The 18,188-nt window shown below is 38.5% G+C and carries 15 protein-coding genes; 2 read left to right on the plus strand and 13 right to left on the minus strand.

Features of this window, described 5'->3' with window-relative positions; genetic code table 11:
- Nucleotides 1–36 precede the first annotated feature (36 nt).
- Together prsT and xdp1 are read right to left on the minus strand one after the other, a co-directional pair.
- Nucleotides 37–2,829 (minus strand): XrtA/PEP-CTERM system TPR-repeat protein PrsT, encoded by a 2,793-nt coding sequence (prsT, locus tag ABD009_RS06860; RefSeq protein ID WP_343823857.1) that lies wholly within the window; start codon nt 2,827–2,829, stop codon nt 37–39.
- Nucleotides 2,830–2,925: 96 nt separating this feature from the next.
- Nucleotides 2,926–3,795 carry an exosortase-dependent surface protein XDP1 gene (xdp1, locus tag ABD009_RS06865; RefSeq protein ID WP_343823859.1) on the minus strand — a complete coding sequence of 290 codons (870 nt, stop codon included), beginning with the start codon at nt 3,793–3,795 and terminating at the stop codon, nt 2,926–2,928.
- A gap of 309 nt (nt 3,796–4,104) precedes the next feature.
- On the opposite strand from xdp1, the gene uvrA reads away from it, so the two are divergent.
- Complete coding sequence (uvrA, locus tag ABD009_RS06870) at nt 4,105–6,924, plus strand: excinuclease ABC subunit UvrA (RefSeq protein ID WP_343823861.1); 2,820 nt, start codon at nt 4,105–4,107, stop codon at nt 6,922–6,924.
- Nucleotides 6,925–6,946: 22 nt separating this feature from the next.
- Here the strand turns inward: uvrA and ABD009_RS06875 are convergent, their stop codons facing one another.
- On the minus strand, nt 6,947–9,187 hold the full coding sequence (locus ABD009_RS06875; protein ID WP_343823863.1) for a bifunctional diguanylate cyclase/phosphodiesterase: 2,241 nt from the start codon (nt 9,185–9,187) through the stop codon (nt 6,947–6,949).
- A gap of 174 nt (nt 9,188–9,361) precedes the next feature.
- Between ABD009_RS06875 and ABD009_RS06880 the strand changes: the two genes are divergently transcribed.
- Complete coding sequence (locus ABD009_RS06880; RefSeq protein ID WP_343823865.1) at nt 9,362–10,246, plus strand: TIGR03899 family protein; 885 nt, start codon at nt 9,362–9,364, stop codon at nt 10,244–10,246.
- Between the two features lie 12 nt (nt 10,247–10,258).
- On the opposite strand, the gene ABD009_RS06885 is transcribed toward ABD009_RS06880, so the two are convergent.
- The 10 genes from ABD009_RS06885 to ABD009_RS06930 form a co-directional block, all read right to left on the minus strand.
- The gene (locus ABD009_RS06885) at nt 10,259–11,008 is read right to left on the minus strand and encodes a TIGR04219 family outer membrane beta-barrel protein (RefSeq protein WP_343823867.1); all 750 of its coding nucleotides are present in this window, start codon (nt 11,006–11,008) and stop codon (nt 10,259–10,261) included.
- Nucleotides 11,009–11,015: 7 nt separating this feature from the next.
- Nucleotides 11,016–11,993, minus strand: coding sequence for a DUF2333 family protein (locus tag ABD009_RS06890; protein WP_343823869.1), 978 nt, complete (start codon nt 11,991–11,993; stop codon nt 11,016–11,018).
- Between the two features lie 15 nt (nt 11,994–12,008).
- Complete coding sequence (locus tag ABD009_RS06895) at nt 12,009–12,449, minus strand: copper chaperone PCu(A)C (RefSeq protein ID WP_343823871.1); 441 nt, start codon at nt 12,447–12,449, stop codon at nt 12,009–12,011.
- Between the two features lie 71 nt (nt 12,450–12,520).
- Nucleotides 12,521–12,847, minus strand: a complete 327-nt coding sequence (locus tag ABD009_RS06900; protein WP_343823873.1) for a hypothetical protein — start codon at nt 12,845–12,847, stop codon at nt 12,521–12,523.
- A 15-nt stretch (nt 12,848–12,862) separates the two neighbouring features.
- On the minus strand, nt 12,863–13,072 hold the full coding sequence (locus tag ABD009_RS06905) for a PspC domain-containing protein (RefSeq protein ID WP_155696036.1): 210 nt from the start codon (nt 13,070–13,072) through the stop codon (nt 12,863–12,865).
- Between the two features lie 9 nt (nt 13,073–13,081).
- The gene (locus ABD009_RS06910) at nt 13,082–13,741 is read right to left on the minus strand and encodes a PspA/IM30 family protein (protein WP_343823876.1); all 660 of its coding nucleotides are present in this window, start codon (nt 13,739–13,741) and stop codon (nt 13,082–13,084) included.
- A 676-nt stretch (nt 13,742–14,417) separates the two neighbouring features.
- The gene (locus ABD009_RS06915; protein ID WP_343823878.1) at nt 14,418–14,651 is read right to left on the minus strand and encodes a hypothetical protein; all 234 of its coding nucleotides are present in this window, start codon (nt 14,649–14,651) and stop codon (nt 14,418–14,420) included.
- A gap of 168 nt (nt 14,652–14,819) precedes the next feature.
- A complete protein-coding gene (gene dusA / locus ABD009_RS06920) occupies nt 14,820–15,815 on the minus strand; it encodes a tRNA dihydrouridine(20/20a) synthase DusA (RefSeq protein WP_343823879.1) in 996 nt (331 codons plus the stop codon).
- Nucleotides 15,816–15,985: 170 nt separating this feature from the next.
- On the minus strand, nt 15,986–17,374 hold the full coding sequence (locus tag ABD009_RS06925; protein WP_343823880.1) for a M28 family metallopeptidase: 1,389 nt from the start codon (nt 17,372–17,374) through the stop codon (nt 15,986–15,988).
- A 49-nt stretch (nt 17,375–17,423) separates the two neighbouring features.
- A complete protein-coding gene (locus tag ABD009_RS06930) occupies nt 17,424–17,954 on the minus strand; it encodes a hypothetical protein (RefSeq protein ID WP_343823882.1) in 531 nt (176 codons plus the stop codon).
- Between the last annotated feature and the right edge of the window lie 234 nt (nt 17,955–18,188).

Here is an 18,188-nt window from a genome sequence, read left to right on the forward strand (position 1 = left end):
TACATTGCATTTAGTTTCGACTTTATAATACGTCTTTTACTCTAAGGCAGCTAAGAGCTCTTTTGCCTCAGTTTGCCAGCGTTCATTTTCCGCATTATCTATAGCAAAACGTAACTCTCGCTTCGCTTCATTTTTTCTATTTAACTTAAATAACGTATTTGCTAAATGATAACGAATCGTAGGGTTCGATGAATCCATTGCATAAGCATTTCGCAACGTTTGTAATGACTCATCATATCGGCCTAGTTGAAAATAAACCCATCCCATAGTGTCAATAATAGCTGGATTTTCACTGTTAATTGCCATCGACTGTTTTGAAAACTCTAACGCTTTAGTTGCGTCAGTTCCAACATAAATATTGGCGAGGTTATTTATCAAATTCGCGTCTTTAGCAAAACCTGGGTTTTGTAATAATTGCTGATAGATAGGTAAAGCCATGTCGTACTGATACTGATTCATGTAATGATCTGCTAACAATCTTTGACGCCACACATCATTTTCATATTCATTAGCCAGCGACTCTAACTTGCTTGTTACTTTTTCAACGTTCACACCTTGGTTTGCGAGTTGATATAAATTCATCAACGCAATATTAAATTGAGGATCAATTTCTAATACCTGCCAATAAGAATTAAAAGCTTCGGGAAGTCTGTCTCTAGACATATGAACATCGCCCATCAATAGCAGAACGTTAGCTTCTTTTGGAAGTTGCGCCAACAATGAAGCCGCTATTTTTTCACCTTTGCTCAGTTGCCCTTGGGCCATCAACAAACGAGCATCTTCAATTTTAACTCGCAAATTACTCGGTATGAGTTTCTTTAATTTCGCCAAGGTTTTGCTTGCTGCATCATAATCCTTGATGCCACGCTGAAGCCTTGCTATTTGAAATAACATTGGCGCATTGTTTTCTGCTAAGCCAAACAATATTCCTAGCTGATATTTTGCCTCAGACACTCTATCCAATTTTGTTAATATATTTACATATTTAAATAGGTAACCTGCGTTATACAAGTCCATTTCTGTTAGGTGCTTTATTATACGTAGTGCTTCTTGGTAATCGTTTTGCGCAATGAATATATCGAGTAATAACTCCTTACTCTTCGCCCCTGACGCTTGCATCGATATCGTTTCTAAGATGGGAATAGCCAACTCATAATTACCCTGTAGATAATAAGTTTGAGCAAGCATTAGTTTTACGTCTTCGTTAAGTGGTTGCTGTTCGTTTAGATTCCTAAGCAAAGAAAGTGCAAGCTCTAGCTTATTTTGCATTTTTAGTGCCGTTGCTAGGTTAAATTTAGCTTCAAAAAAGTTCGGGTTTGATTCGAGAATACGCTCGGCTAGCGACTGCGCAGCTACCGCTTCTTTCTTTTTAATTAATACGGCTACTTTGAAGTTTAAAAGATTTTTATTTTCCGGTGCTTCAGCCAATAACTCTGTAATTATTTGCTCGGCTCCAGCAATATCACCGCTTTGTAAATCCATCAACCCTTTGGATAACAGTAACTTGGTTTTATTGCCCGCCCCTGTCGGATTCATTTTTTGCAAGAGCTTATTAGCTTCTAAAACACGACCTGCCTTTCTCAAAATATTAACGAGCTTTAAGGTAACATCTACATTGTCTGGGTACTCATCTTGCATTTTATAAAGCAATCGCTCAGCATCAAAACGCTTACCGTTAATGCCATATAAATCCACTAACTTTAAAGCTAGGCTCTCATCTTTGAGCACATTACTCTCGTACCGTGAAAGCAAAATTTCTGCGTCTTGGCTGTTGCCGTCTCTTATATAAATGTCTGACAGCATGGACAATGCTTTTGTATCATTTGGCACTACTGCTAAATAACGAGTTAAATCTTTAGAGGCTTGCTCCATATTACCTAGCAAATAAGAAGAAATAGCCGTAACGAATATCAGCGAAGGATCGTTTGCATATTGCTCTTCTTCCAGTAATGACGTGGTGTTTGATAACGCTTCCAGCATTTGTCCAGACTGTTTGTCTTGCTTATCAATAGAAAGCAACCAACTAGACATTAGCATGATATGGGGATCGTTCGGGGTCTCTGTTAATATTTCATCTACTAAACTTTTAGCCTTATCGATTTGGTCGGTTTGTATGTAAGCCTGAACCAAAGAACGCTTTACAACAGGGTCCGTTGATAACTGCTCAAGCGCAGTTTGATAATACTCAATTGCTTTAGGCCAATTGTTTTTAAACCCTTCTATCTGACCAAGTAAATGTAAGGTTCTGTGATCTTGAGAAGCCTTACCCAATGCCTCTAATGCTAATCTCTCTGCTTCATCTAGATTGCCTTGCCAAAGTTCAAAAGAAGCGTAACTATTTAACACCCTTAAGTTATTTTTAGATAACGTTAATGCTTCTTCATAAGCGGTTCGGGCAAGTTCAGTAAGGTTTAGATTTTGATAGGCGACCGCTTTAGCTAACAAATAGTCATACTTGCCTGTTTTAGATAAACGGTGACCGTTGGCAATATTTAATACATCTTTGTAACGTTTAGAGAAATTCAATGCTGACGCATAGTCAGCAATAATAAGGTTGATATCTGCATTATAAAGTAACGCTTCTTCAAACTCTTTTATTGCTTGTGGGAACAAAGCTTTATGTAAAAGGATTTTACCCATTAATATTTTTGATGGAAGGTTTCTTGGTTGCTGCTCTAGTGCATTCTTCAAATAAATATAGCTAGCTTCATAATTACCATCATTAAATGCTTGTACAGCTTGCTCATAAAAACTATTGGCTGATAGTGCCTTTGGAGCAAAGCTTAAGGAAGTAGCGGCGATTATGATTAATAGAAATCTACAAAACATGAGAAGACCTGTAACAAGAGAGATAATAAGGAATTAAAAACAAAAAAGATGGCAAAAGCCACCTTTTTTAAGGATTAAATTTTAAAGAAATTGGTGTTAAACGTTTAGTTTAAACTGGCCTTGTTTCTTTCTGTTTCTATACATTAAACCTAAACCTACTGCAAACAAAGCGATAGATGTTGGCTCTGGTACGTCTACTACAGCATCAGAACCAGAGGCTAATTTAGCTGTAACACCCAACAGTTTGAAAGAATCATAGTCGCAGTTCGCCATTTCATTATATAGGCCAACTAACCAATGTTGAGATTCACCTGTAACGCCGTTTAATGCGTAATACTGGTCAACACCATTATTACTGTTTGCTTGAGGTGTAGTATTTTTATACATGTCAGCCAACGAGTAAATATCACTCCAAGCCGCACCACTACCCATCGCATTTCTTTGCGTATTGCTGATTGCTACTACGCCAAAGTCCAATGTGTCATTACCATTGCCATGCGTGTTCTGCCAACCAATATTGATTTGCTCTAATGTAACCGTTTGGCTGAAAGACAATAAAACCATGTCTTGATCAGACCATTGTGCACCCGCAGCACTGTAGTTATCAATTGCGTGCTCTGGGCTATTGCTTGAGCTTTCATCGTTGTTTACTACACCAAATCCGCTGTTTCCACCCCAGTAGTAAAGCTCAGCCGACACAACGTTGCCATCATATCTATCTGTATCTGAACTATTCGTGTCTATAGGCGCTGAGTCAGACCAAGCTGTCATTGTCATTGCAATGCCATTGTTTGTCATTGCAATAGAGTGGTAATCACTGCCTGAGCTCAAATTTGTACCTGCAACTAGAACATCAGTTTCAGAGTTAAAGTCTGAATTATTGAATGTCCAAGTTGTACTTGTAGGGCTTGCGCTTGCCGAAGCAACAAAAGCCAATGCCGTAATGGCAGTAATTATTTTCAACATAACTTCTTCCGTTAAAGCCCGATAGTATCGAACTAATAAAAAAATACTTTTCCTAATAACCTTGATGCAGCAATCATCAGACCAGTTTGCAAACCCTTGTTTTTAAAGTGATTACAAGCGCAATTTATAAAAAGTGTAAAATAACGTGACAGCTACGGGTCGCATTTTAACCGGATGGAGCATTTTTGACCAGATTTAATTTAAACTATTATTGATCGCGTTGTTCATTTTATTCATACAGTGTTTTATTTACGCGTTGGCCGGTTTAGTGTCATACTGTCTGATCTGATAAATAGGTAAGAAGTGAATATGGACAAGATTGAAGTTCGTGGTGCCCGTACCCACAATTTGAAAAACATAGATATTGAGATCCCTCGCGATAAACTTATTGTAATCACTGGCCTGTCAGGCTCAGGTAAATCCTCACTTGCATTTGATACTCTCTATGCCGAAGGTCAGCGCAGGTACGTTGAATCGCTTTCAGCGTATGCTCGTCAGTTTCTATCACTCATGGAAAAACCTGATGTTGATCATATTGAAGGGCTTTCCCCAGCAATTTCTATTGAACAAAAGTCTACATCACATAATCCACGTTCTACCGTTGGTACTATTACTGAAATTTATGATTACCTTCGTCTCCTTTATGCGCGAGTAGGTACACCAACTTGCCCAACGCATGGCGAACCACTTGAAGCACAAACCGTATCCCAAATGGTCGACCGTGTTTTAGCGTTGCCAGAGAGCTCAAAAATCATGATCCTTGCTCCGGTTGTAAGAGACCGTAAAGGTGAGCACGTTAAAACTCTCGAAAATTTATCTGCTCAAGGTTTTATCAGGGCCAGAATTGATGGCGAGGTTTGTGATTTATCAGATCCTCCAGAATTAGAGCTTCACAAAAAGCATACTATTGAAGTGGTTGTGGACCGCTTAAAAGTTCGTGAAGATATCCAGCAGCGTCTTGCTGAGTCAATTGAGACTTCGTTAGATTTAAGTGGCGGTATTGTTAATGTTGCCTTTATGGAAGGTGATCATGAGCCGTTAACTTTTAGCGCAAACTTTGCCTGTCCAGTTTGTGGTTATTCAATGCAAGAGTTAGAACCTAGACTTTTCTCGTTTAACAATCCAGCAGGGGCGTGTTCAACATGTGATGGCTTAGGCGTTAAACAATATTTTGATTCAGATAAAGTCATAATAAACAATGAATTGAGTTTGACCGGCGGCGCGATTAGAGGCTGGGATAAACGCAATTTCTATTATTTCCAAATGCTTAAGTCCCTGGCAGAGCATTACGACATTGATTTAAGTCAGCCATTTAACGACTTACCAGCAGAGCACCGTCACGTTATTTTAAATGGTAGCGGTAAGCAAAGTATTGAATTCAAATACATGAATGACCGTGGCGACGTAGTGGTTCGAAACCATCCATTTGAAGGTATCTTGCCTAACATGGAGCGCCGTTACAAAGAGACTGAATCAAACACAGTAAGAGAAGAGCTAACCAAGTATATTAGCACTCAACCTTGCCCTAGCTGTGATGGTAGTCGTCTTCGTGAAGAAGCTCGTCACGTTTTTGTGACAAACACCAATTTGCCAACTATCACACAAATGTCTATTGGTGAAGCTAGCCAGTTTTTTGAAGACTTAAACCTAAGTGGCCAAAAAGCACAAATAGCAGAAAAAATTCTAAAAGAAATTCGTGAACGATTAGGTTTCCTAGTGAATGTAGGATTAACCTATTTATCACTTTCTCGAAGCGCCGAAACATTATCTGGCGGCGAAGCCCAACGAATTCGCCTAGCTAGCCAAATTGGTGCTGGTTTAGTTGGTGTTATGTACGTTCTAGATGAGCCGTCGATTGGCCTCCACCAGCGTGACAATGACCGTCTATTACAAACTCTTATTCACTTAAGGGATTTAGGTAATACTGTTATTGTTGTAGAGCATGACGAAGATGCAATAAGAGCGGCGGATTACGTAATCGATATTGGCCCAGGAGCTGGTGTACATGGTGGTGAAATCATTGCCAAAGGTACGCCTGACGAAGTTAAGAACAATCCAAATTCAGTGACAGGGCAATTCCTATCAGGCGTTCGTCAAATTGCTGTACCTAAACAACGTGTACCAGTGACAGACCAATGGTTGTCTTTAAAAGGCGCGACAGGTAATAACTTACAAGATGTATCAATAGATATTCCTATTGGATTAATGACCTGTGTGACTGGTGTATCAGGCTCAGGTAAATCTACACTTATTAATGGTACTTTATTCCCAATTGCTCACCGTGAGTTAAACAAGGCCACTCTATCGGAGCCAGCTCCATATAAAGAAATTACTGGTATTGAGTTGCTTGATAAGGTTATTGATATTGACCAAAGTCCAATTGGTCGAACGCCTCGCTCAAACCCAGCAACTTACACTGGCATATTTACCAATATCCGTGATTTGTTTGCTGGTACTCAAGAAGCTCGAGCTAGGGGTTATAAAGCCGGTCGATTTAGTTTTAATGTGAAAGGCGGCAGATGTGAAGCTTGCCAAGGTGACGGCTTAATCAAAGTTGAAATGCACTTCTTACCAGACGTTTACGTTCCTTGTGATGTTTGTGGTAGTAAACGTTATAACCGTGAAACGTTAGAAGTTATGTATAAAGGCAAAAACATTAATCAAGTTCTTGAAATGACGGTAGAAGATGCTCGAGAGTTTTTTGACGCTATTCCTGCTATTTCAAGAAAGCTACAAACACTAATGGATGTTGGTCTGAGTTATATAAGGCTTGGTCAATCGGCAACAACGTTATCGGGCGGTGAGGCTCAACGGGTTAAACTTGCAAAAGAACTATCTAAACGCGATACCGGCCAAACGCTCTATATTCTAGATGAGCCTACAACAGGCCTTCACTTCCATGATATTGAGCAACTGCTGACGGTTATCCACCGTCTTCGTGATCATGGCAATACTATTGTGATCATTGAGCATAACTTAGATGTGGTTAAAACCGCTGACTATATTATTGACTTAGGGCCTGAAGGTGGTTCTGGCGGCGGAACTATCGTTGCAGCAGGAACACCAGAAGAAGTTTGTGAAGTAAAAGAGTCTTTCACTGCTAAATATCTAAAACCGCTTATTAGCTAAATAAAGGCATACCTTTGTATTGTTAATTATGTTTGCTGTTGAACTCTCGTAAAAACACCTCGAGTTCATCAGCAGGCATAGGTTTAGCATGGTAATAACCTTGAGACTCATGACAGCCTAAACGTTTTACAAACTCTTGCTGCTCTTCAGTTTCAATACCCTCTGCTATTACCTCTAAGCCTAATTTTTGACCCAAATTAATAATACTCTCAGCCAAAATTCCATCACCTCCAAATCCAATATCTTTAATAAACTCACGGTCTACTTTTAGTCGATTAATTGGTAGTTTGTGAAGATAGCTAAGTGATGAAAAGCCAGTTCCAAAGTCATCAATTGCTACTGTATAACCTAACCGACGTAACTTCTCTAGCGCGGTAATAACCACCGTTGTATCGTCCATAACCACACTTTCAGTAATTTCTAACTCAATATTTTTAGGATCAACATGGTACTTTTTGGTCACGCTTGCTACGGTTTCTACAAACATTGTATTTTTAAATTGGGGCATAGAAACATTGACTGCAATGCGATGATCTTTAAAACCTTGTTCCGTCATACGATTAACCTGAATACAGGCTTGCTCCAAAACCCAGCTACCAATATCAACAATTAATCCGGTATATTCCGCAAGCGGGATAAAGGTGAGTGGCGAATGAAAACCACCGGTTCCATTTGGCCACCTAAGCAGGGCTTCCGCACCTATAATCTTGTTTTTTTGCAAATCCAATTGAGGCTGATACCACACCTGTAATTTTTGATCATAAAAATCATCTGTTAACTTTCGTATCATCTCTAAACGCCATGCTGTTTCGTCTTCCATTTCAGCAGCGTAATAGTTGGCCCTGTTTTGTACGTCTTTTTTAGCTCTATTTAAAGCAATATTTGTTTGCTTAATAATGGCTAAACCGCTTATTTTTCTATCGGGATTTTTTGTAATTCCTACACGAGCATTTATTGGTATAAGATGCTCTCCCGCCTTTAACGGAAGATCAAACGACGCTAAAATTTTTTCCGACTCTAATGAGTTGCTTGAACCTATTAAACCAAAAACATCAGCAGCAACACGATACACAGTGACGTTTTTATCTAACTGACTACAAAGACGTTCTGCAACACTCTGAAGTAAATAATTCCCTGAGTCTTGACCTAAACCGTCATTGATATCAGAAAAATGTTCTATATCAACTAAGGCAACAACTTCACCACATGGTCCTAAATCGCCTATTTTATCTAACGTTTCTATAAATTTAGTTCTATTAGGTAAATTGGTTAATCCATCTAAATAAGCAATGTCGCTTACTTGTTTTAACAGCAAAGAATTGTCTAGGTCGGAGGCAATGTTTGATGTGAAGGATTGAATTAATTCTGGGCGAACAATGTTTGGGTAAGCATCAAATAAGATTAAAACACCTGAGCATGACTTTGAGGGAATGAATAAAATTAAATCGTTGCCCACTGTAAATGAGCTTTCGCTTAAGATTGCTTGTTTTAACTTTATAACAATTTCCTGTGGCAGTACTTCCTCATACAAACGGCCTTTAAAGGCGTACATCTCTTCAGTGCTGTATTCAATTTTATAACTAGATCTATCACTTACGAGTTTAGATTGATTCAATAGAAACACTCCAGGCCCACCCGACTTAAATAACTCTAGAGAGTTATGTACTAAACAGCGGACAAAGGATGCAAAATTCTTCTGCGCAATAAGCGAACTGTTCATAACGGTTAGACGTTGAAGAAAGTCGCGAGCTTCACTTATGAGACATAATTGCTGATAAGAACGGATTGCTGCACACAAACTGGTATAAAGTTTACTGCGCGTTGTTTCTGTTTTCATAATGTAGTCATTAATTTCAAACTGACTAATTACTTTTTCTTCTGGCGCATAACCTGGTTGGCCAGTTCTTAAAATAATTCTTATATCACGTAAGCCCAAGTCCTCTCTAATCGACTTAACTAATACAAGTCCAGCATCATCACTTTCCATTACAACATCGAGGATAACCACAGCTACTTTTTCTTCAGTTTGCAATGCCTTGTATGCTTCTTCTGCCGAATAGGCGTGCAAAAACGACAGTGTTTTACCTGCTATTTTTACACCAGATAACGCCATCGTCGTTACTTGATGAATTTCAGGCTCATCATCAACAATGAGTACTTTCCATGAATCTAGGTTTGCCTGTTCATTCCCATCTTCAACATCAGTAACTGACTGTCCCGAAAAAAGAAAACCTTCCTGTTGTATAACTTTTTGAGTTGGCATTGACCGCAAACTTCCTCAACTATTTTTAAATACACAAATTAATCCAATCTAACTTAAGTGTAGAAACAAAAGTGATTTTTGCACGTAAACTTGAGGTATTTATTGCCTTTACTTTGACATTCACTAAAGATTTAAAGAGTATGAGTAATTAGTTTCTAAGTGACCCTAAATAAAATGAATAACCCTGTTGACTCAAGAACCAAATATTTAAACCTCGTTAAGCAATTAACCGGCATCGATTTTGAAATTACGACCGATGAAGGTATAGATGAAAAAAGAGTGATAAATCATCTAAAAAATGATGAGCAGGTATTAATTAGGGACGAAGATTCGACAATTAATCAGCGAATTAATAAGCGCAGCCAAATCAACGAAGCACGCCAGCAGTATAATTTAGAGCAAATTTTTAGCTTAGCGTTAGATCATGTTAAAGGGGACGTCTTAATAGACAAACTCGATTTAGATTGGGTAATGAAATTTACTAACCTTGCAAAGAACTGTTACACACCTAGCATGCACGAACTCTGGTCAAAAATCCTATCCGTAGAACTAGTTCAACAAGGGTCTTTTTCATACCGAAGTTTAAAAACACTTTCAGAACTTGGCACCAAAGAAGCTAAAATATTTTATAAAGCGGTAAGGTTAATGTGTCGGTTTAACGACGAGAATTCAGGAAGATTATTAACTGGTTTATATAAAAAGCCCACTTTAATTAATATTTTTTCAAGCTCAGGTAAAGTCAGCCTTAACTTAAATCAATTTGGGCTCTCCTATACTCATTTAATTTCACTAGCTGAACTTGGGCTTATTCATCAACAAGAAATAGAGTCTGCCCCTTACAACTCAAAAGACACATTAAAGTTGAGTCAAAATAAGCAGTCTTTTGATGTGGTCGTTAAACAAAAAGATGTGGTATTTACGTATTACAAACTGACGCCATCGGGCTATGAATTGAGTCGCCTAGTTAATCCACCAAACGATTCTGACTTTATAAATTATTTACTAAGGGATTTTGGCGATCTACTTAACGGCAACTATGACGTTACCACTAAAGCATAATATCGAAGTCGTTTAGAAACGAATTCGCATACCAGCAAAGGTAGTATCTAAGTCTTGATTAAAAATCACGCCATCACTCAATGAGAAATCAACGCTTTCTTTACGGTAACCTAACTTAAGATCTACATCTGGTATAAGGTTATTATCAAATGTATAACCGATACCACTTTGATATAAATGATTGCTATCGCCTTTATTAAACTCAGCAAAAACAAAAAAGCCTAGCAGTGGCACACCACTTTGAATATTTACATGCACCATAGGTACAATTTTGTCTGAGTCTACTTGAGACTGTTGCGTGTCTCCAGCTTTAGACGTGGCAATATCAAGCTCTTGATAACGTGTTAGCAAACCGAGATCCATTTTTAGTATACTCACATCAAAAACTGGATACGAAAGCAGTAAATCAAACGCTTTAGTTTTATGTACCGAAGATAGTTGGCTCGCAACACTATAAGCTTCACCACCTAAAACATAAGTTTGCGCTAGTGTGTTTGTACCGGTCTGCTCATTGCTAGACGTACTAAGCCTTACATTAGGAAGTATTGGCAATTTATGCGTGATAGACAATTCATACTGTCTATTTGTTTCACTTTGTCCAGAAAATGCTAGTAGGTTATCGTTAGCGACACCATATGTTGCAGGATCATCTTGTTTCCATTGATCGGCACCAATTGTGAACGTAAACGGTCCTTTAGCTAACAATGGCGACACCCAAAACAACATCCCTACAAATAGCGCAAACTTTAAAAGTGGTTTCATGCCTAAATTACCCCTGCGTTAATAACGTCTTAAGATCTATGATAGCTGCATTAGCGCGCGATATATAATTTGCCATGACGAGAGAATGATTTGCTAAAACCCCGAAGCCACTTCCGTTTAAAACCATAGGGCTCCAAATAGTATGCTGCGTCGCTTCTAACTCTCTAATAATTTGCTTCAAACTCGTTTGTGCATTCTTTTTCTGCAATGTGCTGGCGAAGTCAATTTCAACCGCTTTCAAAAAGTGTAAAAGGGCCCAACTTGCGCCTTTGGCTTCATAAAATACGTCATCTATTTTCCACCAACTGGTTTGTACCATTTGGCTTTTTGCAGTCTGGGTTGATTGAATTGCTCCAGTTTCCCCTGCTAAATCGATATTAATTCTATCTTGACCAACACTCGCGCTTAACCGTTGGCTCAAGCTACCCATGCGCTTCTCAACTTCATTAAGCCAATCTTTCAGATTGTCAGCTCGAGCATAAAACTGTGCCGAACCTTGCTGTTTATCACTTAGTGAATCTCTATATTTTTCTAATGCTTCCACCGCCATAGTGTAAGACGACTCTGCACTTGGTAACGCCCAAGAGGTATGATCGATACTAAATTGTGGTTGGGCTACTTTTAAGTATGGGTTTTCAACAGATTGAGATTGTGAGCGACTAAAGTCTCGTCTCAGAGCAAGGGCGAGATCACGACTCATTTCCAATGCGCCAAACTCAAAAGCAGGAATATTATCTAAGAATAAGCTAGGCGGCGTAATGTCATTTGATAAATAACCACCAGGTTTATTCAATAAAACATTAGTCACTTCAATTAGGGTGTGTGTTGTTGTAAAACCTGTTACTGGGGTCGTATTTAGCTCTTTTGCTTTTGCTAATGAACGCTCCTCAACAGAAAAAACGTCAGGCATAAAACTCCAATATTGTGCTAACACGATTGAAATTACAACGATGGCCCCGAGGCCGGCCATTAACCATTTCTTCATTTTGATAACCTTCTATTAATGATGGTGTTTAACTTTAAGCTTATGAACTTTAAAAGGAACTGTAAAAGACTCGCCAGACTTTGTTGTAAATAGCACATCTACAAGCTTAGCACTGTTAAGCTCAGGCTCAACTTTAAGAAACATTAAATGCAATCCGCCTGACTCAAAAACAATGGTATCACCTGCTGGTATTTTCACTTCCATTTCTTGATACATACGCATTACACCGTTGTTCATATCATGATTGTGAAATTCTAATACTTCTGAGGCACTGCTTTTAGCAGAAACTAAAATGACATCTTTGTTACCCATATTTGTCAGCTGGAAATAACCCACGGTATTTTTCATGCCTGGTATTGGCGCTCTAACCGTTGCTTCAGATGCTGAAATAGATAAATCAGCAAAAGCAGTGCTACTAAAAACAACCAAACTAAATATTAATACTAAAATTTTCATGCTTTGTTACCTAAAGGACTTAAACCAATAGGAATCATACATTATGCAACTCATTGATCGCATATTTATTTTTATGTATTTTTGCGCTTTCTAAAAAATATCAAGTAGCCAATTATACCAAATAGTATTAGTGGCCAAACAGCTGATAGACCTGCAAGTACAATCGCCCCAACAATCATAGCGAAGACAACAAACAAACCTGCAAAAAGACTAATTAAGGCTACCGCTAATCCAAAAAAGATAAGTAGCACTACAGCAAAACCGATTAGATTTTCAGTAACGCCACCTACATTAGACCAGTGGCTTAAACCTTCAACGTTAACGTAGTAGGTAGGTAGCATACTTAGTATCAGTAAGATACCAAGCAATGCGAGTCCAACTTTCAAAAATGTCGCCATGATTCGACTCCTTCTCTAATAATATTTTTTAGTGGGCATCAATATTGACGCTAGGAAATAACCAAAGATTGCAGCTCCAGGGTAAAATAATCCAAACACTACAGTGGCAGCTCGTACCCCCCAAACAGGTAAGTTAAAGTGTTTAGCAGTTCCCGCACAAACCCCTGTCAATTTTCTATTCAAAGCGTCTTTGGTAATTGGGTTGCCTATATATTCGTTTTTCATAATTATCCCCTAACTATTGGCTACTTTTTTCTTTAGTTCAGCTAATTGCTCATCTACTTTAGACTCCACCTCTAGCTTTCTAAACTCATCATGTAAATTTCTAGATGTAACATCATATGCGTCTGCTTGGCTTTCTAGGTCATCTACTTTGCGTTGCAATTGCTCATACCTTTGTGTAACCGCGTCAACTTTATTTGTGTCCATAACCTGTTGAGAACGCTTTCTAACTTCAGCATTTTCCAATCTTCGGTCTGTGCTATTTATCTTCCCTTTTACTTCCGACAATTTCTTGTTAAGTGCTGCAGTATCAGTAGAGATAGTTTCCAAATCTTTGTCTATAGAAGCGATTTGCTTTTCAATTGCCGCTACTGTTTTGCTGTTTTGTTCTTTCTGAACTAGGGCATCGCGGGCTAAATCTTCTCTGTTTTTTGATAAAGCTAACTCAGCTTTTGCTTGCCAGTCGTTTTGCTCTTTAACTAAGGTTTCCAAATCACGGCCAATATGCTTTTTCTCAGCAATTAAGCTAGCAGCGTGAGTGCGAGCTTCAACCAGAGCTTCTTCCATATCTTGAGCTATGAGTCGTAACATATGCTCTGGCTTTTCAGCTTTATCTAATGCTGCATTCAGGTTCGCGTTCATAACATCTACAAATCTATTTAATACGCCCATTTGTTTCTCCTAACTTTTCTCTGTTTTTATTTAGATTAAGCACGACTTAATTCGCACTATTTTATTTTCAAATACCAATTGGGTAATGCTCTTTTCGCAATACCTCTTTTAGCAATGTTCTTTTCTGCACGTTCTTTCTGTATTAGTTACTTCCAAACTACGTGCCATTACCACAACACATGTAAGCTGTTGTATTTTATTGATATTTAACAATCCACAAAGAAAGTCGGAAAGGACACATTTAAGATTGTGGCTAATTTGACGAATAGTTGAACAATTTAGCCAGTAAAAATTCAAGAAGGATGGGCCAATGAAAATTCAACGGTTTCCCTTGGTGCTAAATGTCATATTTTGAAGCGACAGGTATCTGAAACTGGTGCCTGATATTTTAGACGTTATAAACCTTGCCCTTTCGAGATAAAACAGAGCCTGAGGTTTGATTTGGATTTGGATTTGGATTTGGATTTGGATTTGGATTTGGAAAGAGATTATCTATTAACGCTTTTTTACTAACACTTTAAGCAAATTGACTACATTCTAATTTGCTTATTGATTAATACCGCTAACCCAGCTAACCATTCTGAGGAGCGCACTGCGTTTACAATTGCGTAAACTACTCCAAGGCTAATAACTGGCAAGAATGAAACAACAAATAAGGTAAAAGAACTTACCATAATTATTCACTCATCAAATCAGTTGAATTCACTGTTTGTTTTGCAAGCTTCATCAATTGTTGCACCTGAAAAAGATCGTTGCTTAAAATTGACTGCTTCGCTTTATAACTCACGTGTTTTTGAACAGTGGTAACTTGTTCATTAACTAAGTTTTGTAAATCTTGAGTATCAGACAGATTGCTAATTGATACTGGTGTGTTTAATACAAGGCTGCTTAATAGAACTAATGATTGCATGACTTTCTCCTAGTGTTTTTTGTTTAGTCGGAGATAGTGTTACAAAGGTTGTGCCAAGCTTAAAATAAAAAAAGGCCCTTATTAAATAGGCCTTTTATAGTTTGTAAGTGCAAACGTAAAAATTTTATCGTTTAACTAAAACAACTCAATGGTAAATTTAACCACTTTTTAGTCAATTCCTCTTTCTCGAAAAAACTCTGTAGCTTCTACTATTAACTCTTTGCCTTTTTTATCCGTTTTCACGGCATTTTCACTTAAATATCGACGCCAAATTTTAGCGCCTGGTAAACCTAAATAAAGTCCCATCATATGGCGTAAAACATGCCATGCACGACCCTCATTAATTTCATGTTTAGTAATGTAGTCAGACATTTTTTCTAAAACACCAGAACGTGAGATCTTTTCATGATCATCCTGGTAAATAACGTCATCAACATCGGCCATGATATAAGGGTTTTGGTAAACCTCTCGACCCATCATTACACCATCAACGTGTTTCAGGTGCTCTAGACTTTCATCTAAGGTTTTTACACCACCGTTGATGATAATTTCCAGTTCAGGAAACATCTCTTTAATTTTATATACACGGTCGTAGTCAAGTGGCGGTATATCGCGGTTTTCTTTTGGGCTAAGGCCTGTAAGCCAAGCTTTTCGTGCATGTATGATAAACGTTTCACAGCCTGCTGCTTTAACTTTGGTAACAAAGTCTAATAAAAATTCAAAACTATCTTGATCATCAATGCCAATACGAGACTTCACTGTAATTGGGATGGTTGTCACTGCTTTCATTGCGGCAACGCATTCTGCAACTAATTCAGGTTTTGCCATTAAACAGGCGCCAAACATACCATTTTGAACACGGTCTGATGGACAACCTACGTTTAAGTTTACTTCGTCGTAACCTCTCTCTTCAGCTAGTTTGGCACAGTGTGCCAACGCTTCCGGATCACTGCCACCTAGCTGCAAGGCTACCGGTTGCTCTTCGGTATTAAACTTAAGAAAGTCATTTTTGCCGTGAATAATAGCGCCAGTTGTAACCATCTCGGTATATAACACTGAGTGTTTAGACATTGTTCGATAAAAGTAACGGCAATGGCGATCGGTCCAATCAAGCATAGGAGCAACGCAGAAGCGGCGGTCTAATTTACGTTTATCAGTATTCATACAGACTCTTTTATTATAGCGGATAGGTTCAGTTAAATAACTCAGGTTACTTGATCATGTGTTTTCAATTATTACGCAATGAAAATGGGTAAAAACGAAAGCCAAATTATAGCATTGTGAATAGGTAAAGAAAAAGCAGGAGCACCGCTGAAAGGTGCTCAATGTCGCAGTTATTCACCAAAATCGCCAGCAGCACCTGGGAAAACAACAGGACTCTCAGTGCCATCTTTACTAACGCTTGCAACGCCAAAAAAGTAGTTATCTATTACAACATTCTCTAAGGTAAACTCTGTTACGTCTCCTACAAAGCGACTAAATTGCCACTGTGGCGCATCAGTGTAACGCCAGTAAATTTTGTATCCTAAAAGCTGTGGGTTTTGCTGTTTATTTATTGCAGCCCAACTAAGTGTGGTGTCTGGTAAAACAGCCCCTGCTATTTTAACTTGGCTTGGTGGAGTTGGCGCCCATGCCATTGAAGCCAACGATACCGCATTTAATGATGTTAATTTTGCAGCATACTCAAAGTCTACACCGTCAATGGTGTCGCCGTATTCTATTCCGTTTTCGACTCTAAGATCTTGATGCTGTCGGTTGTAATTCTCATTGGTTTCCATGATTCTAATACCAGGGTAACCTAAGTCATTAAATGGGCGGTGATGCCCACCTCGTCGGAATCGATCTAGTCTATAAATGACCATAGTGTCCAAGTTTGGTATATATCGATGAGCCATTAAATCGATATATCTTGCTAGGTTACGACTAGGCGAATCAACTTCTCCGCCTGTAAAACGACGTAAATTTGCTTCTTTCGACGTTTCATTTTGACGTGTTCCTTCGGCAAATATTCGCGCCGTAGTATTGTTAATTACACCGTTTACACCTTCAATGTTGCCAATCATATCGTTGTTAAGGACGGCTTTAAGACGCCAATTATTTTTCTGAGCATGTTCTGCTAAGATTCTTCCGCCAAATAAACCTTGCTCTTCACCTGCTAAGGCTGCGTATACGATACTGCCATTAAATTTGTATTGGCTTAATACTCGTGCGACTTCTAATGTCCCGGCAACACCAGACGCATTATCATTAGCGCCTGGAGCGTCTGATGTATAGTCCATTACATCGCTTACCCTCGAATCAATATCGCCAGACATTAATACATACCGGCCAGGATCAGTTGACCCCCTCTGAATCGCTATCACACTAACCACTTCGGTAGCTTTCGGAATTCGTTTCGTTCCCTTTATTGTTTCTGACTGGTAAAATACTTCTAAACATCCGCCACAATTTGCGGAAATCAAGTCAAATTCAGCTTTTATCCAACGACGGGCCGCGCCTATTCCTCGTGTATCAGATGTAGTGTCGGAGAGGGTATGTCGAGTTCCAAAACTAACAAGCTTTTCAATATCTTTTTCAATACGATTTGGCGAAATATCTGAAACAATCTTATGTAAACTCTCATCAGCACTGATAGTAGTTGCAGGGCCGCTTTCCGCGTACAGATTAGGCGTGATAGTGGCAATTAGTAATAATATTATCTGTCCGTTGATGTTCTTAACCATGAATATCCCCATTAACTTTTTTTCGTTATCAATTTTTATAACAAATATGCTATAACGCTTTCTTATCTTTATATCGTTTCTTAACTATAAATTGCTGATACGTTGTTAAATCTTCGTATGTTTTTTTAGTAATTGATTCAATTTCTGTGTGATAGCTAATGTCTCTCAACCACTCAATGTTATAAGGACATTTCTTAATTAACCGACGAATGACCTTTCGAGTATCTATATAGTTAGTATCTTTTAATTTATAAAATAGGGCTTCTGCAAACATGGTAGGGGTCACACAATAATAGTTTTTACTATCTGACTCTAAGAATTTAGTATCGAAAGAAGAGACCGCTAAGTTGGAATTTGGTTTAGGTATGTGAATAGTCACACTCCCCTTAACTAGAGTTTTACCTGTCTTTTGCGTAAAACCAAGGGATTCAAAAAACGAAATAACGTATTTTCGTTGGCCAATAGAAAGCACATCATAGTCATTCCTAACAAAAAAATTGTCATCGTATACCGTGATTAAAGGTAAGCCTTCTAAAGCATATAGATTGTTGTCTCTGTTCAGTGCTGAAAAGTCGATCATTTACGCTGCCTTAAAATTCATAACGCTCTTAAAGTTCTTCACGCTATTTGTTCCATCTATTATTACGAGTATAACATCAGATAGATCATAGAAAAGTAAAGGTAGGAGCCTGGCGGTCGACTGCATGGATGCAGTCGGTTGATTGCGTCGGGAACGAGCAATCTAGAGCGTTAGCGAGCCGCCAAGGATAAATATAAAACGGAGGCAATAAAAAACCCCTCGCACAACGTGCAA

The organism is Psychrosphaera haliotis, assembly GCF_039523615.1.
Classification (GTDB): domain Bacteria; phylum Pseudomonadota; class Gammaproteobacteria; order Enterobacterales; family Alteromonadaceae; genus Psychrosphaera; species Psychrosphaera haliotis.